Below are 26,337 nucleotides of genomic sequence, written 5' to 3'. Positions count from 1 at the left end.
GGGGACGATCCGATCGATGCTGGTGCGGCCGAAGGTCTCCGGACCGATCGTCGTCGTGCTGGCGGCCATGGCGGCGTCGGCTGTGCTCGCCGGCGTGGTGGGTGTCACCGGCGTCACCACGACGCCACATCTGCTGGAGACCACGGCGATGATCCGGGCGCTCGCGGCTCCGGCGTTCGTGGTCGCCGGGGTCCTGCGGTTGGCACGGTGGCGCATCACGGGCGAGTCCCACTGCGGCCTGCGCGGCCTCGCCATGTTGCTGATGGGCGGGATCTCGATGCCCTCGGCGACCCTGGTGCGGACCCTGTCCGAGCCGAGCAACGCCTTGGCGACGGTGACCTGCGTACGGGCCCTGACCGTGGGAACGATCCTCTACGTGATGGCGGTGGCGTTGAGCGACGACGCCCCGGATCGGGCGCATCTCGAGCGCAAGATCGGGTGGCTCGCGGGCACCACCGCGGCCGTGCTCGTGCTGCTCGCGCTGACCCAGCACCGTCGGCTCCCTCCTGAGCCGACACTCCAGCTCGGGCTGGCCCGTGGCGTCGTCCTCGCGCTCGCGCTCGGATGGTTCACGGTGGCCATCGGAGCCGTCGTGAAGGGACGTCGCGACGACTGGGCGAAGCCGTTGGCACCACTGCTCGCCACCATGGGCATCGCCGAGCTGTTCCGGCTCCCCGCGCGGCCGGAGACCGCGCTCGTGGCGGTGACGCTCACGGTCACCGTGGCGTTCCTGGCCGCCACCGCGGCCGTGGTGGACCTGGTCCGAGCGGCCCAGGAGGAGAACGACGCTACGCAATACCTGAGCCGAGAGCTCGCCGACGTTCGCGGCGAGGTCGTCAGCCGGGACGCACGGCGCGACGAGCTCACCCACGACGCCCGCAGCACGCTGGCCGGGATCCGCGCGGCGATGTACACCCTCGACCGGCACGCGGACGAGCTCGACCCGACGACCTCGGACCGGCTGCGGATCGCCACCCTCGCCGAGCTCACGCACCTCGAGCACATGTTGGTGGGTTCGAGCCTCGACGGTGACATCTTCGACGTGACCGAGGTGGTGCGCACCGTGACCGACGTACGACGAGCGGCCGGCCTCCGGATCGACGTCGCGCTGCGGCCGGGTCTTGCACGAGGCGTACCCGGCGACGTCGCCACGGCCCTGCAGAACCTGCTGGTCAACGCGCACGAGCACGCGCCGGGAGCGCGGGTCTCGGTCGAGGTACGTACGGCCGGCGGGCTCGTCCAGGTGACGGTCTCGGACGACGGCCCGGGCATGCCCTCCCCGTCCGCGGGGTCCCCCTTCGACCGCGGCGTCCGTGGACCCGAGAGTCATGGGTCGGGTATCGGCCTTTCGATCGCTCGTGAGCTCATGCGCCGACAGGGTGGCGAGCTCGAGCTCTGCGGGACGGCCACCGGGACCACCTTCGTGATGTCCCTGCCGTCGGCGGCCAGCTTCGACGGGGCCGCCTCCGCGCCCCTCGGCGTGGCCTCATGACGGCGCCACCATCGCGCAGGCCTCCTGTGCTGATCGTCGACGACCAGCGACTGATGGCGGACTCCCTGTGCGTGGCGCTGCGTCTCGAGGGGTTCGATCCAGTGGTGGCCGCCGTCACCGATCGGCACGACCTCGTCGCGCGCATCGTGGCCGATCCGCCCGCCCTCGTGCTCCTCGACCTCGACCTCGGTGGCGCACTCGGCGACGGAGCGGACCTGGTCGCGCCGTGTGTGGCGGCCGGGGCGCGCGTGCTGGTGCTGACCGGCACCAAGGACCAGCTGTGGATCGCGTCGGCTCTCGAGCAGGGTGCCTGTGCCGCGATCGACAAGGCGATCCCCTTCGAGGAGCTCCTGCCCGTGGTCATGTCGGCCGCGCGGGGAGAGCAGGTGCTGGCGCCACGGGCGCGCGAGCGTCTCCTCGACCAGCTGCGCGTGCATCGCGCCTCGCGGAGGCGTGACCTGGCGCCGTTCGAGAGCCTGACTCCTCGTGAGCAACAGGTCCTGCGGGCTCTTTCGATCGGGCTGACGGTGCCCCGCATCGCGGAGTTGTGGGTGGTGTCCGAGGCCACCGTGCGATCGCAGGTCCACGCCGTCCTGAGCAAGCTCTCCGTGAGGTCGCAGCTCGAGGCGGTGGCGGCCGCGACGCGGGTCGGCTGGCTGTGACCGGGGCCTGACGGCGGGGCCCGTCCGGGCCCCGTCCGGGCCTCAGCCGGCCACCGGCCGGCACACCTCGGTGGTGTGGGCGAGGAGGTCGTCCTCGTCGCCGGTGGGGAGGTACCGCCGGCGCCGACGAAAGCGTGGCTATGGTCGGGGCGTGAACGACCCGCAGCCCGTACTGAGCGACGGTGACGTCACGCTCCGCCCCTGGCGGGACGACGACGTCGCCGTCGCAGTGGCGGGTCACGACGAGCTCATCGCGCACTGGTTCGGCTGGCCACCCGACGCCGTCACCGAGGAGACGCAGCGGCGGGCGATCGCCGACTGGCACGCGTCGTACGTCGACGAACGCGCGGTCGTGGGCTTCGCCGTCGAGGCCGACGGCCGGCTCGTGGGCACGGTCGACGTCCGACGTCGCGACGACGGCGTCGGTGAGCTGTCCTGGGCGCTGTTCCGCGGGAGCCGTGGCCGCGGCTACGCCACACGGGCGGTCCGGCTCCTCGCCGACTACGCCCTCAGCCCGGCCGATGACGGCGGGCTGGGGTACTGGCGCGTAGAGGCGAAGGTCGAGCCGGGCAACGACGCATCCCTGCGGGTGGCCACACGGAGCGGCCTGCGCCGCGAAGGAATACGCCGAGTGGAGCCCGGCACCGGTGATCGTGCCGAGACCACGGGGTACGTCGTCCTGGCCCGCCTGGAGTCGGACCCGCCGATCACCGAACCCGAGGGCTTCCGCGCCCTGCTCAACTCCTTCCTTCCACGCAAGCGCGCGATCAGCCAGCTGCTCGTGCGCGACCGCGAGGGCCGGGTCCTGATCTGCCGACTCACCTACAAGCAGGACTGGGACCTCCCCGGCGGTGTGGTCGAGGTCGGTGAGTCGCCACGGCTGGCCGCCGGCCGCGAGGTGCTCGAGGAGCTGTCCTTGGACATCGAGGCCGGGCGGCTGCTGCTCACCGACTGGCTCCCGCCCTGGGGCGGCTGGGACGACGCGGTGTGCCTGGTCTTCGACGGCGGTGAGCACGACGCGGAGCTCGCCGACGGCATCGTGATGCAGGCACGCGAGATCCGCGCCGCGGAGTTCGCGACCGTCGAGCAGGTGCGCGAGCGGTGTGCCGACTTCACGGCACGACGCATCGAGTCGGCCCTCGCCAACCTCGCGGCCGGCGGCGGTACGGCGTACGTCGAGAGCGGCGGCTCCGGGTGAACCGGTGATGACGGGAGGCAGGTAACAAGGAAGGATCGGCGCATGACCTACGTCTACGACTTCACCGAAGGCGACAAGGACCAGAAGGACCTGCTGGGTGGCAAGGGCGCCAACCTCGCCGAGATGACGAACCTGGGTCTGCCGGTGCCCCCGGGGTTCACGATCTCGACGCAGGCGTGCCGTGCCTACCTGGAGGTCGGCGACCTGCCCGACGGCCTCGCCGGCGAGATCGACGCCCACCTGGAGTCGCTCGAGAAGCAGATGGGCCGCCGGCTCGGCGAGCCCGGTGACCCGCTCTTGGTGAGCGTCCGGTCCGGCGCCGCGGTCTCGATGCCCGGGATGATGGAGACGGTTCTCAACGTCGGCCTCAACGACGAGTCGGTGCGCGGCCTGGCCGAGCAGAGCCACGACGAGCGGTTCGCGATGGACTCCTACCGCCGGCTGCTCCAGATGTTCGGCGCGACCGTGCTCGGCATCGACTCCGAGGTCTTCTCGAAGGCGCTCGACCGGCTGAAGAAGGACCGCGGCAGCACCTCCGACACCGACCTCGGCGTCGAGGACCTCCGTGGCCTCGTCGAGACCTTCAAGCAGGCGATCCACGAGCACGCCGGCCGTGGCTTCCCGCAGGACCCGCGCGAGCAGCTCGAGCTGGCGATGCGCGCTGTCTTCGACTCGTGGAACACCGAGCGCGCCGCCCTCTACCGCCGCCAGGAGCGCATCGACGAGGGCATGGGTACGGCGGTCAACGTGCAGGCGATGGTGTTCGGCAACCGCGGCGACGACTCGGGCTCGGGCGTCGCCTTCACCCGCGACCCGGCGTCCGGGAACCAGGGCGTGTACGGCGACTACCTGCAGAACGCCCAGGGCGAGGACGTCGTCGCCGGGATCCGCAACACCGTGTCGCTGGCAGACATGGAGCAGATCGACAAGGCGTCGTACGACGGGCTGCTCACGATCATGAACACGCTCGAGAAGCACTACCGCGACATGTGCGACATCGAGTTCACCGTGGAGCGCGGCAAGCTCTGGATGCTCCAGACCCGGGTCGGCAAGCGGACGCCGGGGGCGGCGTTCCGGATCGGCCGACACATGACCGACGAGGGACTCATCGACACCGACGAGTCGCTCCGCCGGGTCACGGGTGCCCAGCTCGCGCAGCTGATGTTCCCGCGCTTCGACGAGAAGGCCGAGCGGTCGCTGATCGCGAAGGGCATGAACGCCTCCCCCGGCGCCGCGGTCGGCAAGGCGGTCTTCGACTCCGACACCGCGGTCGAGTGGGCCGAGCGTGGCGAGGACGTGATCCTGGTCCGCAAGGAGACGAATCCGGACGACCTCCGCGGCATGGTCGCCGCTAAGGGCATCCTGACCAGCCGCGGCGGCAAGACCTCGCACGCGGCCGTCGTGGCTCGTGGCATGGGCCGCACCTGCGTCTGCGGCGCCGAGTCGCTCGACGTGAACTCGAAGAAGAAGCGCGCCAAGGTCCGCGGCGGCGAGCCGATCCGCGAGGGCGACGTCATCTCGATCGACGGAACCACCGGCGAGGTCTTCCTCGGGTCCGTACCGGTCACCGACTCCGTGGTGATGCGCTTCCTCGAGGGCGAGCACATCGACGACGACCTCGTGCAGGCCGTCGACCGGGTGATGACGCGTTCCGACGACGTACGACGACTCCGGGTGCGCGCCAACGCCGACACCCCCGAGGACGCGGCGCGGGCCCGACGGTTCGGTGCCGAGGGCATCGGCCTGTGCCGCACCGAGCACATGTTCCTCGGCGAGCGTCGTCAGCTCGTGGAGAACCTGATCGTCGCGGAGGACGAGGCCGGTCAGGAGGCCGCGCTGGCGCAGCTGCTGCCGATGCAGCGCGACGACTTCCGCGGGATCCTGGAGGCGATGGACGGGCTGCCGGTCACGATCCGGCTGATCGACCCCCCACTGCACGAGTTCCTCCCCGACTACACCGAGCTCTCGGTCAAGGTCGCCCTGGAGGAGGACCAGGACGATCTCGACGGACACGACCAGAAGCTGCTCGACGCGGTGAAGCGGCTGCACGAGCAGAATCCGATGCTCGGCCTGCGAGGAGTCCGTCTCGGGATCGTGATCCCGGGGCTGTTCAAGATGCAGGTCCGCGCGATCCTCGAGGCGGCGGCCGACCGGATCACGGCGGGTGGCGACCCGCAGCCGGAGATCATGATCCCGCTGGTGGCCGCCGTCACCGAGCTCGACCTGGTCAGGGGCCAGGTGGCCGAGGTCGCCGCCGACGTGGAGCGGGAGCGCGGGCACGCCGTACCCCACAAGGTCGGCACGATGATCGAGCTCCCGAGGGCGGCCGTCACCGCGAACGAGATCGCGAAGTCGGCCGAGTTCTTCTCGTTCGGCACCAACGACCTCACCCAGATGACGTGGGGCTTCTCGCGCGACGACGTCGAGTCGTCGTTCTTCAGCCGCTACCTCGAGCACGGCATCTTCCAGGTGAGCCCGTTCGAGTCCCTGGACGTCGACGGGGTCGGCCGGTTGGTACGCCACGCCGCGCGCCTCGGCCGGCAGAGCAACCCCGACCTGCACCTCGGGGTGTGCGGGGAGCACGGCGGCGACCCGGCGTCCATCCACTTCTTCGACGAGGTCGGGCTGGACTACGTCTCCTGCTCGCCGTTCCGGGTGCCGGTGGCGCGGCTCGAGGCCGGCCGCTCGGCCCTGGGCAGCTCGACCGACGCGACGCGCTAGGCGCCGAAAGGCCACCCGCGGCGGATCGGTCCGGCGACGCCGGGCTCGATGTAGTACTCCGAGCCGAAGAACCGGGCGAACACCTCGGGAGGCATCGACAGGAACTGGTCGATGTCGCTCGCCTGCGACTTGTGCGCCTCGAGGCTGCCGCGTTTCTGCGGGAGGTACGCCGAGACGTCCACGTCCCAGGTGATCTCTTCCTCAGGGGTGCCGAGCGGGTTCCCGTCGTCCATCGGGTCGTCGGGGCTCCACTCCATCTCCATGCCGGCGGTGCGAGCCCCCTCGAAGAGTCGCGACATGGCGGTGCGGTTCATCGTCGACTCCAGCAGCCGCGGAGTACGGCGTGCCAGCGGGGCCGCGCGGTGGACCAGGTGATGGACCTGCACGTGATCGGGGTGGCCGTACCCACCGTGCCAGTCGTAGCCGACGAGGAAGTCGGCGTCCTCCTCGTCGAGCACGTCGGCCAGGCTCCGGGCGGCCTCGTCGAGGTCAGCACGGTGGAACGACGTCTCCGCGTCGTTCTGCTCCCAGCCGGTCATCCCGGAGTCGGAGTAGCCGAGCCAGACGATGCGGGCGAGCCCGAGCACCCGTGCCGACTCCTCGGCCTCGCGTCGCCGGTGGTCCGCGACGGTCTCGCCGTCGATCGCGTCCTGCGCGACCTCGCCGTGGTCGCCGTTGGTCGCGAAGACCACGGCCACGCGGTGTCCCTCGGCGGAGGCCCGGGCCATGGCTCCCGACGTCTGCGACGCCTCGTCGTCGGGGTGGGCGTGGCAGTACACGATCGTCGACACCGAGGCTCCCTCAGAACAGCGCCGAGGCGAGGTTCTGCCGGCCACGCAGCACCCGCGGGTCGTCGTTCCCGACCGCCGCGAACAGCCCGAGCAGGTGCTCGCGCGCCTGGTTGCGCTCGTCGCCCGCGGCACGGCGTACCAGGTCGACCAGGCGGGTGAACGCCTCGTCGACGTGGCCGCCGAGCAGGTCGAGGTCGGCCACGAGCGTCTGCGCGTCGACGTCGTCGGGGTTCGCCGCGGCTGCGTCGCGGGCGGCGGTCAGGTCGACGCCCTGGGTCCGCTGCAGCACCCTGGCCATCGCCAGCCCTGCGGCCGCCTCGGCGTCGGCCGGGTTGGCGTCGACGAGTCGCTGGTACTCCGCGACGGCGCCGTCGACGTCGTCGTTCTCCAGCGCCCGCTGGGCCGCGGCGTACCGCGGGTCGACCTGTGGCTCGTCGTCGTCGCCCTCGTCGCCCGCCGGCGCCGCGGCAGCGAGCGGCTGGTGGCGCGAGGTGATGCCCTGCGCCGTGAGTCCCTGCGCGAGCTGGTTGAGCAGGGTGTCGATCTCCTCTCGCTTGAGCACGCCCGGGATCGGCTGCGCCGCGGGGCGTCCGTCGAGGATCACCATCAGCAGCGGGACCTGCGGGATCTGCAGGCTCTCAGCGATGGTCGGTGCGGCATCGATGTCGACCAGACCCGCGAGGAAGCGCCCGTCGTACGCCTCGACCGCAGCCACGACCTCGTCGGCGTACGTCGTGCTCTCGGGCACCCGGCTCGGCGAGAAGAACACCAGCACCACCGGAGCGGTCACCGACGACTCGAGCACGGTCTGGAAGTTCTGCTCGGTGACGTCGACGGCGTACGACGAGCCGCGTGTGGTCGCGGCCGGTGACCCGGGGCCCGAGGACGTGGGCGCAGGTCGACTGAGCCCCGACAGGTCGACGGCGCCCGGACGGCTGAACGGCTGCTGGGTCATGGTCGCCATCCTAGGGAGGCCCGTTCCGTCTCAGCCCGGGAGGACCTCCTGGGACACCACGCCGAGGTCGTGACCGGTCCGGGCGTTGACGAACTCCCAGAGGCGGCACTGCCTCCCGGGTGACGGCGAGGACGTCGGATCCCCACGTGATGGTGGTCCGCCGACGGACCCGCACCCGCCGGTCACGACGAAGGCCCAGACCCGCACGTCGAGCACGGCCGGTGAGGCCGACGCGTCATGGAGCACCCCGTAGTACGCACGCACCGTCGCCGGGATCGGGCTCAGCTTCGACGAGGTCAGCACCAGTGCGTTGTAGGCGTGCTGGGCGGAGAAGGTCCGCCCGTCCCGCGGGGCGCTGCCCAGCGGCAGGAACCTCGTCGCCCCGACGCCGGGCACCACGTGGACGATGGTCCCCGGCACGATCGGCGGCTCACCGGAGGTCGTGGCGGCGGGCACACGCGGCGCGCCCGGGTCGTCGTGCCGAGCCCACGCCACCACGCCACCGACCGCCACGACCAGGAGGAGGGCGGTCACTCCGATCCGGCGCGACCTCACACCACGATGGTCAGTCAGCGCCCCATGCCTGACAAGCGTCAGAAGCGTGCGGGCTCGCGGTACTCGCCCCACTCGGCGCGCAGGGCGTCGCAGATCTCGCCCAGCGTCGCCTCGACCCGGCAGGCCTCGAGCATCGACTCGATCATGTTGCCGTCGGTGCGGCCGACCTCGACCATCCGCTGGATCGCGGCCTTCACGACGGCGTCGTCGCGCGACGTACGCCGCTCGGAGAGCTCGCGGACCTGGTCGACCTCGACCTCGTGGGAGACCCGGAGGATCTCGAGGTCATGGGTGATCGAGTCGGTGTGCACGTTGACGCCGACGATCTTCTTGTCGCCCTTCTCCAGCGCGGTCTGGTACTGGAAGGCGGCCTCGGCGATCTCCGACATGAACCAGCCGTCCTCGATGCCGCGCAGCAGGCCCTTGGTGACCGGGTTCTCGCCGTTGCGGGTGGCGGTGGCGAGGCCCTGGGAGTCGGCATGGGTGAGGTCGGACCCGCCCATGGCCAGGATCCGGTCGAAGATCGCGTTGGCCTCGGCCTCGATCTGGTCGGTGAGCGCCTCGACGTACCACGAGCCGCCGAGCGGGTCGGCGACGTTGACGACGCCGGTCTCCTCCATGATCACCTGCTGCGTGCGCAATGCGATCTCCGCGGCCTGCTCGCTGGGTAGCGCGAGCGTCTCGTCGAGGGCGTTGGTGTGCAGCGAGTTGGTGCCTCCGAGCACCGCCGACAGCGCCTCGATGCCGGTCCGGACGACGTTGTTGTACGGCTGCTGGGCGGTCAGCGAGACGCCGGCGGTCTGGGTGTGGAAGCGAAGCCACTGCGCCTTCTCGGTCTTGGCGCCGTACACGTCCCGCATCCAGCGCGCCCAGATGCGCCGGGCCGCCCGGAACTTCGCGATCTCCTCGAAGAAGTCGACGTGGGCGTCGAAGAAGAACGACAGCCCGGGCCCGAAGACGTCGACGTCCAGACCGCGGGTCAGGCCGAGCTCGACGTACCCGAAGCCGTCGGCGAGGGTGAACGCCAGCTCCTGTGCGGCCGTCGAGCCGGCCTCGCGGATGTGGTAGCCGGAGACCGAGAGCGGCTTGTACGCCGGAATCTCCTCGGCGCAGTACTCCATCAGGTCGCCGATGAGGCGCAGGTGCGGCTCGGGGCCGAACAGCCACTCCTTCTGGGCGATGTACTCCTTGAAGATGTCGGTCTGCAGCGTGCCGTTGAGCTTGCTCAGATCGGCGCCCTGGCGCTCGGCGGCGACGAGGTACATGCAGAAGACCGGGACCGCCGGGCCGCTGATCGTCATCGACGTGGTGACGTCCTCGAGCGGGATCGAGTCGAAGAGCACCTCCATGTCGGCCGCGGAGTCGATGGCGACGCCGCAGTGGCCGACCTCGCCGAGGCTCTTCGGGTCGTCGGAGTCGCGACCCATCAGGGTCGGCATGTCGAAGGCCACGCTCAGGCCGCCACCGCCGCGGCCCAGGATCATCCGGTAGCGCTCGTTGGTCTGCTGGGCGTTGCCGAACCCGGCGAACTGCCGGATCGTCCAGGTGCGGCCGCGGTAGCCGGTCGGGTAGAGCCCGCGGGTGAACGGGAACTCGCCGGGCCACTCGGAGGTCTCGGTGCCGTACGCCGGCTGCACCTCCATGCCCGACACGGTCGTGAAGTCCGCGTCGCGGACCCGTGAGCGGTCGTAGCGGTCCTGCCAGCGCGAGCGAGCACCGTCGTCGGTCGAGCCTGTGGAGACCATGACCCAAATAGTAGGACGTCCTACTAAATTCGCCTAACCGCGCGCGCGAGCCACCATCGATTGGTCATGAACCGCACGATTGTGGGCCCGAGAGCTGCGGTTCGTGACCTTTCGGCGCACTTTCATCGTGAGCATCTCTGGGTCGCGCCCGGCCCGATCACCGCCGCCAGCGATAGACCTGGCCGGCGCGGATCTCGACATCCGTCGGCGGCTTCGGCGTGGGATGTCCGCGCAGGTGGTCGAGCACCTGGTTGCGCCCGCGCAGTGACAGGTCGCCGTCCTCGAAGTGGAGGTACGGATGCAGCAGGGGGCGTACGTCGTGCCACTGCTGCCGCTCGACCAGGTCCCATGCGTGGGCGGTCGGGGCCGGCAGGTCCGGCAGGTCGTGGAGCATCTGCGGTGTGCACATCCGCCACGCGTCGATGACCAGCTCTCTCATCTCGTCGTCGTCGAGCCGGTCGAGGTGGGCGCACACCCACTGGTACCGCAGGTCCGACTGTCCCGGGAGGTAGAACGTCTCCGGGTCGGAGGCGACCAGACCGTCACGTTCGGTCTTGGGGAAGCCGAAGCCCATGTCCTTCTCGTCGCGCGAGAACGCGACGAACACGATCTGCCTCACCCGGAACTTGGATCGGCCCCGGACCTCCACCTCGTACGCGCGAGGCAGGGCCAGGCCCACCCGGCGGACGGCGTCTGAATCGGTCATGGCGCGCGCGGATCGGCTCAGTCGAAGTCGCCGGCCGCGCGGCGTACCGGGCGGAGCAGGGCGGACAGCTCGGCGAGCTCGGTGTCGGACAGGGATCCGAGCGCGAAGTCGGCACCGACCAGGTCGGCGGTCGCGACCTCGACCAGTGCCCGCCCGGCGTCGGTGACCTCGGCCAGGATCGCCCGGCCGTCGTCAGGGTGCGGTCGCCGGGTGACGAGCTCGTCCGCCTCGAGCCGCTGCACGATCGAGGTGATCGACGTCGGGTGCACCTGGAGCCGCTCCCCCATCTTCCCCAGCGGCAGGGAGCCACGTGAGGAGAAGCAGAGCAGCACCAGCGCCTCGTACCGGGCGAAGGTCAGCCCGTGCGGCCTGAGGATCGCGTCGAGCCGCCCGAGCACCAGCTGCTGGACCCGCATCAGGGACGTGACCGCGTGCATCGCCGGCACGGCGTCCCACCGCTTGCCCCACTGCAACGCGGCCTCGTCGATCGGGTCGAACGGGAGCCGCGGCATGGGGCGCACTCTAAACGGGGTGACCGACGTCGGCGGTCCGTGGTGCGATGGCGGACGATGAACAGCGCCCCGAGCGACCTCCCGCCGTACCTGCGGCCCTTCGTCCTTCCCCACGAGCCGGTCGAGCCCGTGCGCTCCGGTGACCTCGACCTCTACCTGCCCGGCCCGACCCCGACGCCGGCGGTGCTGATGGTGCACGGCGGCCCCCTGTCGCCGGACCTCGCCGCGAGACCCCCGCAGTGGCCCGCCTATCGGGGGTACGGCGCGCTCCTCGCGCATGCGGGGCTCGTGGGCGGGATGTTCGAGCACGGCTTCGTCGACGACGACTCGCTGGGCCCGGCCCGGGACAACGTGCAAGCGGCGCTCGAGGCGCTGCGCTCCGACCCGCGGGTCGACGGCGACGGGGTCGGGCTGTGGTTCTTCTCCGCCGGCGGCCTGCTGATGGGCTCGTTCCTCGACCCGGTGCCGTCGGGTGTGGTCGCCGTCGCCGGCACGTACGCCGCGGTCGCCGACCCGGACCTCGACGAGGCCGACCTGCCCCAGGCGCTCGACACGGCCGCCACCTCGACCGTTCCGGTGCTGCTGGTGCGGCCCGAGCACGACTCCGACTGGATCGTCACCGCCACCGACGACCTGCTCGAGCGCTGCTCGGCCGCGGGTCGCTCGATCGACGTCATCGACGTGCCGGGCGTCCACCACGGCTTCGAGACCGTCGACGACATCGACGAGTCGCGGGCAGCAGTGCGTGCGTCGATCGACTGGTGGACAGAAGCCCTCGGCTGAGCGTCAGTTCCAGTGCCTCGGTCCGCGCAGACCCGAGCGCTGGACCACCCGTTGGATGGACAGATCGCGTTGGTCGGGCCGTCCGACGTACCGGATGTCGCGCAGTCCCTGCTCCTGCGCCGCCGACTCGAAGACGAAGTGACCGAACCCGAGCACGCGTCCGTGCAGGGGCTTGGCCACGGTGATGTCGAGGATCCGGCTGAGCGGCATGGTTGCGAGCTTCTGCGAGAGCACACCGTTCACGCGGAACACCCGCATGTTGGTGACCACGAACCGGTCGCGGTGCGAGCCCAGCGCCTTCCAGCCGGCGTGCATCCAGATCGCGACGGCCAGCAGGAACGGGACCCATCCCAAGTCGAGGTCGACGTACCCGACCGCCACCAGCAGCACGAGCCCGAGCATGGCCTCGAGCATCGGCACCAGGTAGACGACCCAGTGGTGATGCACCTCGTCGACGATGACCTCCCCCTCGTCGCGGAGGAGGTGCTTGCGGATGTTCGGGTCGGCCCAGGCCACCGGAGTCAGAGGGCGTGGAGGAACTTGATCAGTGCCGTGAACATCTGGGTGCTGAGGTCCCAGGTCTGTCCGGCGCTGCTCTTGGTGGCATGGGCGAGACCATGCGGGTCGGTGAACATCCAGAACCCGAGGAACAGCACAACGACGACGAGCAGGAGCTTCTTGACCATGACGGGGGATCTCCATCCGAGAAGAGGAGCAGGTCAGCGACCATCGAACTGGACTAGACCAGAGGATGGTGGAGGCGCGCCGAGGGTGCAACGGGTGAGCCGCATCTCAGGTCACGGCGTACGGCGTGCCTCAGAGCTCGGCGAGCAGCGTCTCGGCCGCGGCGTACGGGTCGGACACGCCCGCCGCGACCCGATGGGCCAGGTCGTCGAGCTCGGACCGCCCGTGCACGTCGCCCCATCGCGCCCGGAGCGCGGTGAGCGCGATCGCCTCGATCTCGTCGCGGGCCCGCCGGGTACGCCGGACGACGAGCTCGCCGGACGACTCCAGCCAGTCGTGATGCCGGTCGATCTCGGTGACGACCTCGTCGAGACCGTCGTCCTTCGAGGCCACCGTCTTCACGATCGGCGGCCTCCAGTCACCCTCCGTGCGCTCGGCCAGGGCCAGCATCGAGCGCAGCTCGCGCCGCAGCGTGTCGGCGCCGTCCCGGTCGGCCTTGTTGATCACATAGATGTCACCGATCTCGAGGATCCCCGCCTTCGCGGCCTGGATGCCGTCGCCCATGCCGGGCGCGATCAGGACCAGCGTGGTGTCGGCGAGCCCGGCGATCTCGACCTCGCTCTGTCCGACGCCGACGGTCTCGATCAGGACGACGTCGCAGCCGGCCGCGTCGAGCACGCGGATCGCCTGAGGTGTGCTCCAGGCGAGCCCACCCAGGTGACCTCGCGAGGCCATCGACCGGATGTACACCTCGCGGTCGAGCGCGTGGTCCTGCATCCGAACCCGGTCGCCCAGCAGCGCGCCGCCGGAGAACGGCGACGACGGGTCGACCGCGAGGACGCCGACGCGCTGGCCGGTCGAGCGGAGCCGCCCGACCAGGGCGGCCGTCGACGTGGATTTGCCGACCCCGGGCGAGCCGGTGATGCCGACGATCTTCGCGTGGCCGGTGTGCGGCGCGAGCGCAGCCGTCACCTCGCGCAGCAGCGGCGACTCGTCCTCGACGAGCGAGATCAGCCGCGCGACGGCACGCGGGTCACCGTTGCGGGCGCGGGAGACCAGGTCCCTGACGACATGGCCGTCGCCGTGGTCGCGCTGCGTTGAAAGACGAGAGCCCACCTCAGGCGGGGACGTGAACGATCAGCGCGTCGCCCTGTCCGCCACCACCGCAGAGTGCTGCGGCTCCGACGCCACCACCGCGACGCTTCAGCTCGAGCGCGAGGTGGAGCACGATCCGGGTGCCGGACATCCCGACCGGGTGGCCGAGCGCGATCGCGCCGCCGTTGACGTTGACCTTCGACTCGTCCAGGCCCAGAGCCCGCGTCGAGTCGATGCCGACGGCTGCGAACGCCTCGTTGAACTCCACCAGGTCGAGGTCGGAGGGACTGATGCCCTCCTTGTCGCAGGCCTTCTGGGTGGCGTTGGCCGGCTGCAGCTGCAGCGTGGAGTCCGGGCCGGCCACCATGCCGTGCGCACCGATCTCGGCGAGCCACTCCAGGCCGAGCTCCTCGGCCTTGGCCTTGCTCATCACCACGACCGCCGCCGCGCCGTCGGAGATCTGCGACGCGGACCCGGCGGTGATCGTGCCGTCCTTGCGGAACGCCGGGCGCAGGGCCGAGAGGGACTCGGCGGTCGTGTCGCCGCGGATGCCTTCGTCCTGCGAGACGACGATCGGGTCACCCCTCCGCTGCGGGATCGACACCGGGACGACCTCGTCGTCGAAGACGCCGTTCTTCCAAGCCGCGGCGGCCTTCTGGTGGGAGGCGGCGGCGAAGGCGTCCTGCTCCTCGCGGGTCAGGTTCGTGTGTGCCTGGTTGTAGTCCTCGGTCAGGGCACCCATCGCCTGCGACGTGGCCTGATCCCAGAGCGCGTCGTGGGCCATCGAGTCGACCAGGGTGACGTCGCCGTACTTGAAGCCCTCGCGCGACTTCGGCAGCAGGTGGGGCGCGTTCGTCATGGACTCCATACCGCCGGCGACGATGATCTCGGCCTCGCCGGCGCGGATCAGCTGATCGGCGGTGGCGATCGCGTTCAGTCCGGACAGGCAGACCTTGTTGATCGTGATCGACGGGATCGAGAGCGGGAGGCCGGCGTGGATGCCGGCGGTGCGTGCGGGGTTCTGCCCGGCGCCGGCGAGGATGACCTGGCCCATGATCAGGTAGTCGACCTGGTCGGCGGAGACCCCGGCCTTCTCCAGAGCGCCCTTGATGGCGACACCACCCAGCTCCGCGCCCGACATCGACTTCAGGCCGCCGAGCAGGCGACCGATCGGCGTACGGACCCCGGCGACGATGACGTTTCCGGACATGAGGATGCCTCCCACCAGCAGACGAACTTTCGCTGTCGACGATACCCAGCGGCGCGCACCGTCCGCGAGCGCGGTGCTCCGGCTCGGCTGAGGAAAACCTCACACGCCGGCCCAGGCCTCGTCGTACGACGATGTCTCCATGACCGTGGACCTCCCACACGACCTCTTCATCGCGATCGACCACGTCGGCATCGCCGTGGCAGACCTGGACGCGGCGACGACCTTCTACCGCGAGACCTTCGGCATGGAGACGGTGCACCAGGAGGTCAACGAGGATCAGGGCGTGCTCGAGGCGATGGTCCGGGTCGGACCTGCCGGCGGCGCGTCCGGGGCGATGATCCAGCTGTTGGCGCCGCTGGACGAGACCTCGGCGATCGCGAGGTTCCTCGACCGCAACGGCCCCGGCATCCAGCAGCTCGCATACCGCGTCACCGACGTCGACGCTGCCTCGGACGTGTTGCGCGGGCGCGGCCTTCGCCTGGTGTACGACGAGCCTCGCCGCGGCACCAGCGGCTCGCGGGTGAACTTCGTCCACCCCAAGGACACCGGCGGCGTCCTCATCGAGCTGGTCGAACCCGCCTCACCCACCTGACCGCCGAAGTGGAAGTTGTCCCGGGCCGAGGCGGGAGTTCCCCCGAGCCGAAGTGGGAGTTCCCCCGGAGAATCTCCACCTCGCGTGCGGAGAAGTCCCACTTCGGCCGCGGAGAAGGCCCACTTCGGCGGCTGAGCCGTCGGTCACACCGCGAGCATGGGTCGGCCGTGCGCTACTAGGGTGCCGAGCACCCCACCCGTCGATCCCGACACCTGGAGACGACCCGTGCAGCAGATCCTCGAGGCCATCTCGTCCGGCACCGCCCCCACGGAGGACTTCGCCGCGTTGGAGGTGCCCGAGAGCTACCGCGCCGCCACCGTCCACCAGGACGAGGTCGACCTCTTCGAGGGGCTGGACGCCAAGGAGAAGGACCCGCGCAAGTCGCTCCACGTCGACCGGGTGCCGGTGCCCGAGCTCGGACCAGGTGAGGCGCTGGTGGCGGTGATGGCGAGCGCCATCAACTACAACACCGTCTGGACCTCGATCTTCGAGCCGATGCCGACCTTCGCCTTCCTCGAGCGTTACGGACGGCTCAGCCCGCTCGCCAAACGGCACGACCTTCCGTACCACATCGTCGGCTCCGACCTGTCCGGCGTGGTGCTGAAGACCGGCCTCGGTGTCCACACCTGGAAGCCGGGCGACGAGGTCGTCGCGCACTGTCTGTCGGTCGAGCTCGAAGGGCCCGACGGGCACAACGACACGATGATGGACCCCGAGCAGCGCATCTGGGGCTTCGAGACGAACTTCGGCGGCCTGGCCGAGATCGCCCTGGTGAAGTCCAACCAGCTGATGCCGAAGGCGGCTCACCTGACCTGGGAGGAGGCCGCCTCCCCCGGCCTGGTGAACTCCACGGCGTACCGCCAGCTGGTCAGCCGCAACGGCGCCGGCATGAAGCAGGGCGACAACATCCTGATCTGGGGTGCGAGCGGCGGACTGGGTGGCTTCGCGACGCAGTACGCGCTCAACGGCGGCGCCGTACCGGTGTGCGTGGTGTCGAGCGAGGAGAAGGCCGAAATCTGCCGTCGGATGGGGGCCGAGCTGATCATCAACCGCTCGGAGAAGGACTACCGGTTCTGGAAGGACGAGCAGACCGCCGACCCGACGGAGTGGCGCCGTTTCGGCTCCGACATCCGGGAGCTCACCGGAGGCGAGGACGTCGACATCGTCTTCGAGCACCCGGGCCGCGAGACCTTCGGCGCGAGCGTGTACGCCGCGCGCAAGGGCGGCACCATCGTGACCTGCGCGTCCACGACCGGATACCTCCACGAGTACGACAACCGCTACCTCTGGATGAACCTCAAGCGGATCATCGGCTCCCACTTCGCCAACTACCGCGAGTCGTGGGAGGCCAACCGGCTGATCGCGAAGGGGATGATCCACCCGACGCTGTCGCGCAGCTACCCGCTCGACGAGGTCGGCCAGGCCGCGCTCGACGTCCACCACAACCTCCATCAGGGCAAGGTCGGCGTCCTCTGCCTGGCCCCTGAAAGTGGCCTCGGTGTGCGCGACGAGGACACGCGCGCCCGCCATCTGGACGCCATCAACGCCTTCCGCGGCGTCTGAGAGCCACGTCCGGCCAGGTCAGGTCGGCGTGTCGCAGCTACCCGTCAGAGGGCCACGTCCCACCGGGTGGAACTCGTTTCCACGCATCGGCCAGACTGGGTCCACATCGAGTTCCGGGAGGAAGTCCGCATCATGAGCGACCAGGGCCTGTCCATCTTCGACGAGCCGGAAGAGACGCCGAACGGGGATGACCAGCCGACCCGGGTGATGGAGGCCCAGAAGGACCGGGCGAAGGGCGCCAAGCCCTCCTCCAAGCCCTCCCCCAAGCCCTCAGCGAAGCCGGCCAAGAAGGCCGCCGCGACGTCCGCCGCGACATCGGCCGAGCCGCCCGCCGACGCCTCGACCGCGACGGCCGAGGTCGCGGAGAGCACAGCGGACCCGGAGCCCACGAAGCAGGTGACAGCGACTCCAGCGCCGGCGACCCAGGCACCGGCGGCACCCGCGCCGGCCGCCCCCAGGCCGAGCCGACCGACTCCGACGATGCCAGCCGCACCGGCTCAAGTGAGCGCACCGGCGTTCGCGACGGCACGCCGCGGCGGCTACGACAAGGCTTCCGTGGACGCCCAGGTCCGACAGCTGGTCCAGGACCGGGCCGGCGCCACCGCCGCCCTGGCCCAGGCCCAGCAGCGGGTGGCCGACCTCGAGGACCAGCTGCGCACCGCCCAGGACGAGCTCGCCGAGAACGCCAACCCGTCGTACTCCGGCCTCGGCGGCCGCGCGAGCGCGATGCTGCGCCTGGCCGAGGAGGAGGCCAGCGAGATTCGCGAGGCGGGCAGGCGCGACGCGGACGACATCCGCGAGCAGGCGACCCGCGACGCGAAGAACATCCGAGCCGAGGCGACCCGCGAGGCCGACGACATGCGCATCGTCCAGCTGAAAGAGCTCGACGAGACGCGGGCCCGAGTCACCGCCAACGCCGAGCAGGAACGCGCGCTGGCCGTGGCCGAGGCCGAGGACCTGCGTGCGTCCGCCAAGCGCGAGAGCGACCAGATCCGGCTCGCCGCGCAGCAGGAGACCAAGGAGCTGAAGGTCGGCGCGACCCGCGAGGCGGAGCAGGCACGCGCCTCTGCCGACCGCGAGGTCCAGGAGGCGCGGCGCACGCTCGCGGTCGAGCGGGAGCGGCTGGCCAAGGAGGCCAGTGACCACCACGCGACCGCGACCGCCGAGACCAACCGCCTCGTCGAGGAGGCCGAGCAGCGGGCGAACGCCGCCGAGACCCGAGCCCGCGAGGCCACCGCACAGGCCACCACCCACCGTCAGCAGGCCCAGACCGAGTCCGAGGCCATGCTCTCCCGCGCCCGCCGCGAGGCCGAGCAGATCGTGGCGTCCGCGCGCACCCAGGCCGACGCGATCACCACCGCCGGGAACGCCGAGCAGGAGCGCAACCTGTCCGCGCTCAAGGCCGAGGTCGACCGGATGTCCAAGCGCCGCGAGGCCATCTCCGCCCAGCTCGGCTCGCTGCGGGAGATGATGGCCGGCTTCGACGACGAGGAGTCCTGACCGTCCCCCGAGCCACGCGCGGGTCGGCGGCTCCGCGGTGCGGGCACGGCGGACCCCCATAATCGGCGCATGACCGACACCTCCGGGCCGGACGACGATGCCGGACGCGTCGAGCGCGTCGAGGAGGACGCCGAGGACCGGCCCGCCGAGCCGGAGCGAGCCCCCGTCGCTGTCGAGGTGGACGACGCGGTCGACTTCCTCCACCACCCGGACCTCAGCCCCGACGAGGTCGGTGAGCCCGGCCGCCCCCTGAACACACGTTCGCCCTTCATGTGGGGGCTCTTCGGCGGGCTCGGCGCCCTGGTGGCCGTGTGGATCGGCCTGATGGTCGTCTCCATCCGCGGCGTGCTGGTGCTGGTGGTGGTCGCCCTGTTCCTGGCGGTCGGTCTCAACCCGGCCGTCGAGTTCCTGATGCGTCGTGGCCTGAGCCGTCCGTGGGCCGTGCTCTGCGTGATCTTCGGCGTGGTGCTCGTCTTCGCGGGGTTCCTGGTGGTCCTGGTCCCGATCATCAGCCATCAGGTGACCGCGATCGGCGACAACCTGCCCGCCTGGTTCGACCGGCTGCAGAAGAACGACCAGATCCGGAAGTTCGACGACAAGTACGACATCACCACGAAGGTCGAGGACTACGTCAAGGAGGGGACCTGGGCGCAGAAGGCCTTCGGTGGAGTCGTCGGCGTCGGCCTGGCGCTCCTCGGGCTCCTGCTGAACGCGTTCATCGTCATCGTCCTGACGCTGTACTTCCTCGCGTCGCTGCCGTCGATGAAGCAGGCGGCGTACTCACTGGCCCCTGCGTCCCGTCGCGAGCGGGTCTCGCTGCTGGGCGACCGGATCCTCCGCAATGTCGGCGGCTACGTCTCCGGCGCGTTCGTGGTGGCGACGTGCGCCGGCCTCAGCACGTTGATCTTCCTGTTCATCGTCGGGCTCGGGAGCTACGCCCTCGCGCTGGCGATGGTGGTGGCGCTGCTCGACGTGATCCCGATGATCGGGGCCACCATCGGGGCGGTGATCGTCTGCGCGATCGCGTTCGCCACCGACGTCAAGACCGGGATCACCGCGGTGATCTTCTACATCGCCTACCAGCAGTTCGAGAACTACCTCATCTACCCGAAGGTGATGTCGCGGTCCGTGGAGATCCCCGGCGCCCTGACCGTGATCGCCGCCCTGATCGGAGGCACGCTCCTCGGGGTCGTCGGCGCCCTGCTGGCGATCCCGACGGCCGCCTCGATCCTGCTGCTGGTCAGAGAGGTGTTCCTGCCCAGACAGGAGGCCCGCTGAGCGGGCCGTCCCACACCTCCCTGGCAGACTCGCGCCCATGAGCTCCTGCTGCACTCCTGACCGAGATCCAGGAGCCGGGGGCCACCGGAGTGCCGAGCCGCATCCGCCGCGCGCAGCTGTCGCGGGTCCGCCACCCGACATCGCGACGATCCCGGCCGGGACGTTCGCGATGGGCACCGACGATCCCCGCGGGTACGCCGCGGACGGCGAGGGCCCGCCGCACCCCGTCGAGCTCGCGGCGTACCTGATGGGGACGCACACGGTGACGAACTCCGAGTTCGCACGGTTCGTCGATGCCACCCGACACCTGACCACGGCCGAGCAGTTGGGGTCGTCGTTCGTCTTCGCCGGCCTGCTCCCGGACGACTTCCCGCCGACGCGCGCGGTGGCCGCCGCCCCTTGGTGGCGCGAGGTCCCGGGCGCGACCTGGCGGAGCCCCGAGGGCCCGCAGTCCTCCATCACCGGCCGCGAGGATCACCCGGTCGTCCATGTCAGCTGGTACGACGCGGTCGCGTACTGCCGGTGGGCCGGCGCCCGCTTGCCCACCGAGGCGGAGTGGGAGCACGCCGCGCGCGGGCCGGAGGAGGGCCACCATTTCCCGTGGGGCGAGGTGCGCGAACCCGGCGGTGAGCACCGGATGAACGTCTTCCAGGGCCATTTCCCGCAGCACGACACGGGCGACGACGGCTGGGTCGGAACCTGCCCGGTCGGCGCCTTCCCACCGAACGCGTTCGGGCTGTACGAGACGACGGGCAACGTGTGGGAGTGGTGCGCCGACTGGTTCGCCCCCGACTACTACCGCACCTCCCCCGCCGTCGCGCCCATGGGGCCGGCGTCGGGCACCGCCCGGGTGCTGCGCGGAGGCAGCTATCTGTGCCACGACAGCTACTGCTGGCGCTACCGGGTCGACTCGCGGAGCTCGAACACGCCGGACAGCAGCGCCGGGAACGTCGGCTTCCGGGTAGCCGCGGACCTCTAGATGCCCTTCACCGAACCCTGGGCTCGCGTGATGGACGGGTAGCGGGCCATCGCCTCGAGCTCGCCCAGGTCGGTGTGGTTGCGGATGTAGCGGCGGGCTGCGTCGTACGGCGGAGCGTAGTCCCACTCGGGCTGCCGGCCCCGAGCGTGGGCTTCTCCCACGATCCGGCGGCGGCGCTGGCTCTCACGCACCTCCGCATCGATCCGGTCGAGGTCCCAACGCGCGGCGACCTCGGCGCGGAGCTCGGCGAGGATCTCGGCGGCGGCCGGGTCCTCGGCGCGGTTGATCCGCTCCAACGGGTCGTCGGGGAGGTGGAAGAGCTGGTCGGGATCGGCCGGGGAGTGGATCAGCTTCCAGGAGCCGCGGCGGTACATGACGATCGGGGCGATCGCACCCTCGGCGAGGTACTGGCCGACCACCACGTCGCGGTCGTCGTGGTCGCCGCGGAGCAGGGGCATCAGGCTCTCGGCGTCGAGATGCTCCGCGGCCGCCTCGTCGTCGCCGCCGGCGATCCCGACCAGCGTCGGCAGCAGATCCATCGTGGACACCGGCGAGGCCACCCGCGACGGCTCGAAGCGTCCGGGAGCGGACACCACGAGCGGCACCCGGGCGGAGCCTTCGTAGAAGGACATCTTGTACCAGAGCCCGCGCTCCCCCTGCATGTCACCGTGGTCGCTGGTCAGGATCACGACGGTGTTCTCGAGTCGACCGGTGACCCGCAGGATCTCGAGCAACCGGGCCAGGTGGTCGTCGACGTACGAAACCGCGCCGAGGTAGGCGTGGCGCGCGTCGCGCACCATGTCATCGGTGATCTCGACGTCCTCCATCGCGCAGACCGCGCGGAGCCGCTCGTCGTGCGGGTGGGTGATCGAGGCGTCGTACCCGTACGCCGGCATGGGGATGTCGTCGGCGTCGTACCGGTCCCAGTACTCACGGGGGATCGCGTACGGGTCGTGCGGATGGGTGAACGAGACCACGAAGCACAACGGCCGCTCGTCCCCGGACCGGATGTGCTCGAACAAGCCACGCTCGGCGGTGTAGGCGACCTCGTCGTCGAAGTCGAGCTGGTTGGTGCGGATCGTGGAGCCGGCGTCGGTCACCGACGACATGTCGTGGTACCAGTGCGGCCGCGAGTCGGCGCCCCAGTCCGGCGTCCAGTCGTAGTCGGCCGGGTAGATGTCGGTGGTGAGCCGCTCCTCGAAGCCGTGCAGCTGGTCGGGACCGCAGAAGTGCATCTTTCCCGACAACACCGTGCGATAGCCGGCGTTGCGCAGGTGATGGGCGAAGGTCGGGATCTCCGAGGAGAAGCCCGCCGCGTTGTCGTAGCTGTGCGTGTTCGACGGCAGCAGCCCAGTCATCAACGATGCACGGGCGGGCGTGCAGAGGGGGCTCGCGGTGTAGGCGTTGTCGAAGACGACGCCCGTCTCGGCGAGCTCCGCCATCGCCGGAGCCCGGGTCACCTCGTTGCCATGGAACGGCATGGCGGCGGTCGTCAGCTGGTCGGCCACCACGATCAGGATGTCGGGCCGGTCCGAAGCGGTCACGCCATGGGCTCTGGCTCGTTCGGCATCGTCGGCAGTGGCGCGCCCTGGACCTCACTCGTCGCGACCTCGAGGGACGGGGTGTCCGAGATCAGGTGGCGCGTGTAGTCCTGTTGCGGGTTCGCCAGCATCGCCGCGGTCTCGCCGTACTCGACGATGGCGCCGTCCGCGAGGACCGCGACCTTCTGGGCGATCGAGCGCACCAGCGGCAGGTTGTGCGTGACGAAGACCATCGACAGGCCCAGCTCGCGCTGCAGCTCACCGAGCAGCTCGACGATCGCGGCCTGCACGCTGACGTCCAGTGCCGAGGTGATCTCGTCGCAGATCAGTACGGACGGCTTGGAGATCAGCGCGCGGGCGATCGCGACCCGCTGCCGCTCGCCACCCGAGCACTGGTCGGGATAGCGCCGGGCGTAGCTCGCCGACAGCGAAACCTGCTCGAGCATCTCGGCGACCCGGCTCTCCGCCGTGCGACCCGTCGCGATCCCGAAGACGCTGAGCGGCTGCCCGACGGTCTCGCCGATCGTCTTGCGCGGGTTCAGCGAGCCGTACGGATTCTGGAAGATGTACTGGATCTGGCGGCGGATGTCGGTGCTGCGAGCCCGAGCGGACTTGGCCAGCTCGACGTCACCGAGCCTGATCGAGCCGGTCCAGTCGTGGTGAAGGCCGGCGATCGACCGCGCGGTGGTCGTCTTGCCCGACCCCGACTCGCCCACGATGGCCAGGACCTCACCTTGTTCGAGCGTCATGTTGATCGAGTGCAGCACCTCGGTGGGGCCGTAGAAGCCCACGACGTTCTCGAGGCTGAGGGCGGGCGCTTCGCTCTCGATCGGCGGGAGCTCGACGGGATCGCCGTACTCAGCCTGCTCGTAGGTGACCACCTCGCGTGCCTTGATGCACCGCGACACGTGATCGGGAGCGAGCTCGAGCATGTCCGGGACCCGCGCCTCGCACTCGTCGACGCGCAGGCTGCAGCGCGGCGCGAAGGCGCAGCCCGGAGGACGTTTCGCGGGCGACGGGGCGTGGCCGGGGATGCCGACGAGGCTGCGACCACCGGCCAGGCGCGGGATGGCCCCGACCAGGCGGCGGGTGTAGGGGTGACCCGATGAATCGAAGAGCTGGTCGGCGGGACCGAGCTCGACGATTCGGCCCGCGTACATCACCGCGACGCGGGTGGCGACGGCCGCCACGACCGCGAGGTCGTGGGTCACGTAGAGAGCAGCCACACCGTGCGCCGCAGCGAGCTCACGCACGGTCGCCAGCACCGTGGACTGGGTCGTCACGTCGAGGCCGGTGGTCGGCTCGTCGAGGACGATCAGGCGGGGCCGGTTGGCGAAGGCCATCGCGAGCCCGATCCGCTGCTGCTGACCGCCTGAGAGCTGGTGCGGGTAGCGCTTCAGGTACGCCGGGTCGTCGTCGAGCGCGACCTCGCGCATCATCTCCGCCATCCGCGCGGCGTTCTGCTCGTCGTCGTTCTGGCCGTGCGCCTCGAGCACCTCACGCAGCTGGGTCCCGACCCGCAGAGCGGGGTTCAACGAGGAGGCCGGGTCCTGCGGGACGTAGGAGACCAAGGACCCACGCAGGCGACGCAGGTCGGCGTCGCCCATCGCCCGGATGTCCTGGTCGCCGAGCATGATGGTGCCGCCGGTGATCTCGAGGCCGCGGCGGGCGTGACCCAGCAGGGAGAGGCCGACGGTGGTCTTGCCGGAGCCGGACTCGCCGACGACTCCGAGCACCTCGCCGGGAGCGATCTCGAAGGAGATCCCGTCGACGACCGGCGTGCCGTTGGTCGTGGAGATCTCCAGGTCCCGCACGGTGACCGCGGGACCTGCTCCCACGGCTGCGCTCTGCCGGTCGGGCAGCTGGTCGGTCGTCACTCGTCGCCTCGTTCCCGGTCGATGCCGGCCGCGGTGCGGGCGATGCCGTCACCGATGAGGCCGGTGCCCATCGTGAGCAGCGCGATGGCCAGGATCGGTAGCAGAGCACCCCACGGCTGCGTGGCCAGCGACAGCTGGTTCTGCTGGATCATCGTGCCCCAGTTGGCGCCGTTCGGGTCGTTGGCCAGGCCCAGGAAGGCCAGGGCGGCGATGACCGCGATGGAGTAGGTGAGCCGCAGGCTCGCCTCGACCATCATCGGGCCGAGGATGTTGGGGAAGAGCTCCCCGCTGATGATCCGGACTCGGGACATGCCCATCGCCTCGGTGGCGCCGATGAAGTCACGCTCGACGACCGGCTGGGCCGCACCGCGCGCGACGCGCGCCACCCTGGGCGCGGTGGTGAGGGCGATCGCGATGATCGTCACCCAGTTCTTCGGCCCGACGAGGGAGACCGCCACCAGGGCCAGCATGATCTGGGGGAACGCCATGATCACGTCCATCGCCCGCATCAGGACGTCGTCGAGCCAGTTCCGCGAGTACGCCGCCACCAGGCCGATGGCGAGGCCGACGACCAGGCCCATGGCCGTCGAGACGACCGCCAGGACCAGGATCGTCAGGCCGCCGTCCAGGAAGCGGCTCCAGACGTCCTGCCCGAGGTAGTCGGTGCCGAAGAGCGCGCCGTTGCCCGGCGCGGAGAACGGCTTGCCGACGAACTCGTCAGATGCGTGCGGAGCGATCAGCGGACCGAAGACCGAGATCAGCACCAGGATCCCGACGAGGACGAGGCCGACGCGCGTGCGACCGAGCCGGAGGGACCGACGGATGAGGTTCGACCCGCGTCCCGACGGGGTGGGGACGTCGACGCCCTCGGCCACCAGGGCAACGGCTTGGTCCCTGCTCAGCTCGACGTCGCGATCGCTCATAGCCGGGTCCTCAGTCGGGGCGTGACCAGGATCGTGGCCACGTCGGCCAGCAGGTTGAGCAGCACGTACAAGCCGGCGATCAGGATCGCCAGCGCCTGCACCACGGGAATGTCGTGGTTCACCACGGCATCCACCAGCTCGCTTCCGATGCCGGGGTAGTTGAAGACGTACTCGATCACGACGATGCCGCCGGCGAGATAGGCGAGGCTGATCGCCGCGACCTGGAAGACCGGGCCGATGGCGTTAGGCAGTGCGTGCCGGTAGAGCACGGTGCGCTCGGACAGCCCCTTGAGCCGGGCCATCTCGACGTAGTCGCTCTCGAGCACCTCGATCATGGAGGCCCGCATGATGCGCGAGACGTACGGCGTCACCGCGATCGCCAGCGTGGCCACGGGCAGGATCAGCTCGTCGGGATACTCCCACGCACGGTGTCCGGGTGGCACGGGACTGATCGCCGGCAGCCAGTGGAAGACCGACGTCGAGAACAGGATGACCAGGAGGAGGGCCACCACGAACTCCGGCAGCGACGCGAGCGCCAGCATGGTGTTCGAGACGATCGTGTCGAACTTCTTCTCCCGGTGCAGCGCCGCGTAGGAGCCGATCGCGATCGAGAGCGGGATCGAGATCACCGCTGCGATGAGCACCAGCACGATGGAGCTCACCAGCCGTGGGCCGAGCGCGGTGCTGACCGGCTGCTGCGAGGCCAGCGAGGTGCCCAGGTCGCCGTGCAGCAGGCCGCCGAGCCAGCTGAAGTACTGGCCCACGACGTTCTGGTCTAGGTTCAGCTGCGCCTGCAGCGCCGCCAGCCGGTCCGGAGTGGCGTCGCGGCCGAGGATCGCTCGCGCCGGGTCACCGAGGGCCTGCGTCCCGGCGAAGACGATGATCGAGACCAGGAACATCACCAGGACGCCGAGCAGCACCCTACGGACGATGAAGCCCCAGATGCCTCCACCGCGCAGCCACTTCATCGGTGGG

The 26,337-nt window shown here is 70.5% G+C and carries 24 protein-coding genes; 10 read left to right on the top strand and 14 right to left on the bottom strand.

The window, feature by feature from the left end; genetic code table 11:
- The first annotated feature begins 16 nt into the window (after positions 1 to 16).
- The 4 genes from VGJ24_RS14245 to ppdK all read left to right on the top strand — a co-directional run bounded on the left by VGJ24_RS14245 (position 17) and on the right by ppdK (position 6,073).
- Positions 17 to 1,492, top strand: a complete 1,476-nt coding sequence (locus VGJ24_RS14245; protein WP_331501288.1) for a HAMP domain-containing sensor histidine kinase — start codon at positions 17 to 19, stop codon at positions 1,490 to 1,492.
- Between the two features lie 26 nt (positions 1,493 to 1,518).
- On the top strand, positions 1,519 to 2,154 hold the full coding sequence (locus VGJ24_RS14240) for a response regulator transcription factor (RefSeq protein ID WP_331501287.1): 636 nt from the start codon (positions 1,519 to 1,521) through the stop codon (positions 2,152 to 2,154).
- Positions 2,155 to 2,305: 151 nt separating this feature from the next.
- Positions 2,306 to 3,352 (top strand): NUDIX hydrolase, encoded by a 1,047-nt coding sequence (locus VGJ24_RS14235; protein ID WP_331501286.1) that lies wholly within the window; start codon positions 2,306 to 2,308, stop codon positions 3,350 to 3,352.
- Positions 3,353 to 3,394: 42 nt separating this feature from the next.
- Positions 3,395 to 6,073 carry a pyruvate, phosphate dikinase gene (ppdK, locus tag VGJ24_RS14230; protein ID WP_331501285.1) on the top strand — a complete coding sequence of 893 codons (2,679 nt, stop codon included), beginning with the start codon at positions 3,395 to 3,397 and terminating at the stop codon, positions 6,071 to 6,073.
- On the opposite strand, the gene VGJ24_RS14225 is transcribed toward ppdK, so the two are convergent.
- The 6 genes from VGJ24_RS14225 to VGJ24_RS14200 all read right to left on the bottom strand — a co-directional run bounded on the left by VGJ24_RS14225 (position 6,070) and on the right by VGJ24_RS14200 (position 11,337).
- Positions 6,070 to 6,864 (bottom strand): PIG-L deacetylase family protein, encoded by a 795-nt coding sequence (locus VGJ24_RS14225; protein WP_331501284.1) that lies wholly within the window; start codon positions 6,862 to 6,864, stop codon positions 6,070 to 6,072. The genes ppdK and VGJ24_RS14225 overlap by 4 nt on opposite strands.
- A 10-nt stretch (positions 6,865 to 6,874) precedes the next feature.
- Positions 6,875 to 7,819 (bottom strand): tetratricopeptide repeat protein, encoded by a 945-nt coding sequence (locus tag VGJ24_RS14220; RefSeq protein WP_331501283.1) that lies wholly within the window; start codon positions 7,817 to 7,819, stop codon positions 6,875 to 6,877.
- A gap of 30 nt (positions 7,820 to 7,849) precedes the next feature.
- Complete coding sequence (locus tag VGJ24_RS14215) at positions 7,850 to 8,374, bottom strand: hypothetical protein (protein ID WP_331501282.1); 525 nt, start codon at positions 8,372 to 8,374, stop codon at positions 7,850 to 7,852.
- Positions 8,375 to 8,412: 38 nt separating this feature from the next.
- Entirely contained in the window at positions 8,413 to 10,119 is a 1,707-nt protein-coding gene (locus VGJ24_RS14210) for an acyl-CoA mutase large subunit family protein (protein ID WP_331501281.1), read from the bottom strand.
- 157 nt (positions 10,120 to 10,276) lie between these two features.
- Positions 10,277 to 10,825: an MmcQ/YjbR family DNA-binding protein gene (locus tag VGJ24_RS14205; RefSeq protein ID WP_331501280.1), complete on the bottom strand. Its 549-nt coding sequence runs from the start codon at positions 10,823 to 10,825 to the stop codon at positions 10,277 to 10,279.
- 17 nt (positions 10,826 to 10,842) lie between these two features.
- The gene (locus VGJ24_RS14200) at positions 10,843 to 11,337 is read right to left on the bottom strand and encodes a MarR family transcriptional regulator (RefSeq protein WP_331501279.1); all 495 of its coding nucleotides are present in this window, start codon (positions 11,335 to 11,337) and stop codon (positions 10,843 to 10,845) included.
- A gap of 57 nt (positions 11,338 to 11,394) precedes the next feature.
- Here VGJ24_RS14200 and VGJ24_RS14195 point away from each other — a divergent pair, with 57 nt between their 5' ends.
- A complete protein-coding gene (locus tag VGJ24_RS14195; protein WP_331501278.1) occupies positions 11,395 to 12,120 on the top strand; it encodes a dienelactone hydrolase family protein in 726 nt (241 codons plus the stop codon).
- A 3-nt stretch (positions 12,121 to 12,123) separates the two neighbouring features.
- On the opposite strand, the gene VGJ24_RS14190 is transcribed toward VGJ24_RS14195, so the two are convergent.
- The 4 genes from VGJ24_RS14190 to VGJ24_RS14175 form a co-directional block, all read right to left on the bottom strand.
- Entirely contained in the window at positions 12,124 to 12,636 is a 513-nt protein-coding gene (locus tag VGJ24_RS14190) for a PH domain-containing protein (protein ID WP_331501277.1), read from the bottom strand.
- 5 nt (positions 12,637 to 12,641) lie between these two features.
- On the bottom strand, positions 12,642 to 12,806 hold the full coding sequence (locus VGJ24_RS14185) for a hypothetical protein (RefSeq protein WP_331501276.1): 165 nt from the start codon (positions 12,804 to 12,806) through the stop codon (positions 12,642 to 12,644).
- A 130-nt stretch (positions 12,807 to 12,936) separates the two neighbouring features.
- Positions 12,937 to 13,920, bottom strand: coding sequence for a methylmalonyl Co-A mutase-associated GTPase MeaB (gene meaB / locus VGJ24_RS14180; RefSeq protein ID WP_331501275.1), 984 nt, complete (start codon positions 13,918 to 13,920; stop codon positions 12,937 to 12,939).
- A gap of 1 nt (position 13,921) precedes the next feature.
- Positions 13,922 to 15,109 (bottom strand): acetyl-CoA C-acetyltransferase, encoded by a 1,188-nt coding sequence (locus tag VGJ24_RS14175; protein WP_331501274.1) that lies wholly within the window; start codon positions 15,107 to 15,109, stop codon positions 13,922 to 13,924.
- 139 nt (positions 15,110 to 15,248) lie between these two features.
- On the opposite strand from VGJ24_RS14175, the gene mce reads away from it, so the two are divergent.
- The 5 genes from mce (at position 15,249) to VGJ24_RS14150 (ending at position 21,021) form a co-directional block, all read left to right on the top strand.
- On the top strand, positions 15,249 to 15,701 hold the full coding sequence (mce, locus tag VGJ24_RS14170) for a methylmalonyl-CoA epimerase (RefSeq protein WP_331501273.1): 453 nt from the start codon (positions 15,249 to 15,251) through the stop codon (positions 15,699 to 15,701).
- A gap of 225 nt (positions 15,702 to 15,926) precedes the next feature.
- Complete coding sequence (gene ccrA, locus VGJ24_RS14165) at positions 15,927 to 17,264, top strand: crotonyl-CoA carboxylase/reductase (protein WP_331501319.1); 1,338 nt, start codon at positions 15,927 to 15,929, stop codon at positions 17,262 to 17,264.
- A gap of 132 nt (positions 17,265 to 17,396) precedes the next feature.
- Positions 17,397 to 18,764, top strand: coding sequence for a hypothetical protein (locus VGJ24_RS14160; protein ID WP_331501272.1), 1,368 nt, complete (start codon positions 17,397 to 17,399; stop codon positions 18,762 to 18,764).
- Between the two features lie 69 nt (positions 18,765 to 18,833).
- A complete protein-coding gene (locus VGJ24_RS14155) occupies positions 18,834 to 20,042 on the top strand; it encodes an AI-2E family transporter (protein WP_331501271.1) in 1,209 nt (402 codons plus the stop codon).
- Between the two features lie 37 nt (positions 20,043 to 20,079).
- Entirely contained in the window at positions 20,080 to 21,021 is a 942-nt protein-coding gene (locus tag VGJ24_RS14150) for a formylglycine-generating enzyme family protein (protein ID WP_331501270.1), read from the top strand.
- Here the strand turns inward: VGJ24_RS14150 and betC are convergent.
- The 4 genes from betC to VGJ24_RS14130 are packed head-to-tail and all read right to left on the bottom strand — an operon-like array spanning position 21,018 to position 26,330.
- Complete coding sequence (gene betC / locus VGJ24_RS14145; RefSeq protein ID WP_331501269.1) at positions 21,018 to 22,565, bottom strand: choline-sulfatase; 1,548 nt, start codon at positions 22,563 to 22,565, stop codon at positions 21,018 to 21,020. The genes VGJ24_RS14150 and betC overlap by 4 nt on opposite strands.
- Positions 22,562 to 24,439: an ABC transporter ATP-binding protein gene (locus tag VGJ24_RS14140; RefSeq protein WP_331501268.1), complete on the bottom strand. Its 1,878-nt coding sequence runs from the start codon at positions 24,437 to 24,439 to the stop codon at positions 22,562 to 22,564. The genes betC and VGJ24_RS14140 overlap by 4 nt, the downstream gene beginning before the upstream one ends.
- Positions 24,436 to 25,362, bottom strand: a complete 927-nt coding sequence (locus VGJ24_RS14135; protein WP_331501267.1) for an ABC transporter permease — start codon at positions 25,360 to 25,362, stop codon at positions 24,436 to 24,438. Before VGJ24_RS14135 ends, VGJ24_RS14140 begins: the two co-directional genes overlap by 4 nt.
- Positions 25,359 to 26,330, bottom strand: coding sequence for an ABC transporter permease (locus tag VGJ24_RS14130; RefSeq protein WP_331501266.1), 972 nt, complete (start codon positions 26,328 to 26,330; stop codon positions 25,359 to 25,361). The genes VGJ24_RS14135 and VGJ24_RS14130 overlap by 4 nt, the downstream gene beginning before the upstream one ends.
- Positions 26,331 to 26,337 lie beyond the last annotated feature (7 nt).

Origin of the sequence: Nocardioides sp., from assembly GCF_036493135.1 — a bacterium.
Classification (GTDB): domain Bacteria; phylum Actinomycetota; class Actinomycetes; order Propionibacteriales; family Nocardioidaceae; genus Nocardioides.
The sequence above is the reverse complement of the archived record's forward strand: the minus strand, read 5'-3'. Positions and strand labels throughout refer to the sequence as shown.

Excerpts from the sequence above, each read along its gene's own strand:
- VGJ24_RS14245 (WP_331501288.1), top strand. The coding sequence starts at position 17 with ATGCTGGTGCGGCCGAAGGTCTCCGGACCGATCGTCGTCGTGCTGGCG.
- ppdK (WP_331501285.1), top strand. The coding sequence starts at position 3,395 with ATGACCTACGTCTACGACTTCACCGAAGGCGACAAGGACCAGAAGGAC.
- VGJ24_RS14220 (WP_331501283.1), bottom strand. The coding sequence starts at position 7,819 with ATGACCCAGCAGCCGTTCAGCCGTCCGGGCGCCGTCGACCTGTCGGGG.
- VGJ24_RS14210 (WP_331501281.1), bottom strand. The coding sequence starts at position 10,119 with ATGGTCTCCACAGGCTCGACCGACGACGGTGCTCGCTCGCGCTGGCAG.
- VGJ24_RS14205 (WP_331501280.1), bottom strand. The coding sequence starts at position 10,825 with ATGACCGATTCAGACGCCGTCCGCCGGGTGGGCCTGGCCCTGCCTCGC.
- VGJ24_RS14200 (WP_331501279.1), bottom strand. The coding sequence starts at position 11,337 with ATGCCGCGGCTCCCGTTCGACCCGATCGACGAGGCCGCGTTGCAGTGG.
- VGJ24_RS14195 (WP_331501278.1), top strand. The coding sequence starts at position 11,395 with ATGAACAGCGCCCCGAGCGACCTCCCGCCGTACCTGCGGCCCTTCGTC.
- VGJ24_RS14185 (WP_331501276.1), bottom strand. The coding sequence starts at position 12,806 with ATGGTCAAGAAGCTCCTGCTCGTCGTCGTTGTGCTGTTCCTCGGGTTC.
- VGJ24_RS14175 (WP_331501274.1), bottom strand. The coding sequence starts at position 15,109 with ATGTCCGGAAACGTCATCGTCGCCGGGGTCCGTACGCCGATCGGTCGC.
- mce (WP_331501273.1), top strand. The coding sequence starts at position 15,249 with ATGACCGTGGACCTCCCACACGACCTCTTCATCGCGATCGACCACGTC.
- VGJ24_RS14160 (WP_331501272.1), top strand. The coding sequence starts at position 17,397 with ATGAGCGACCAGGGCCTGTCCATCTTCGACGAGCCGGAAGAGACGCCG.
- VGJ24_RS14155 (WP_331501271.1), top strand. The coding sequence starts at position 18,834 with ATGACCGACACCTCCGGGCCGGACGACGATGCCGGACGCGTCGAGCGC.
- VGJ24_RS14150 (WP_331501270.1), top strand. The coding sequence starts at position 20,080 with ATGAGCTCCTGCTGCACTCCTGACCGAGATCCAGGAGCCGGGGGCCAC.
- VGJ24_RS14135 (WP_331501267.1), bottom strand. The coding sequence starts at position 25,362 with ATGAGCGATCGCGACGTCGAGCTGAGCAGGGACCAAGCCGTTGCCCTG.
- VGJ24_RS14130 (WP_331501266.1), bottom strand. The coding sequence starts at position 26,330 with ATGAAGTGGCTGCGCGGTGGAGGCATCTGGGGCTTCATCGTCCGTAGG.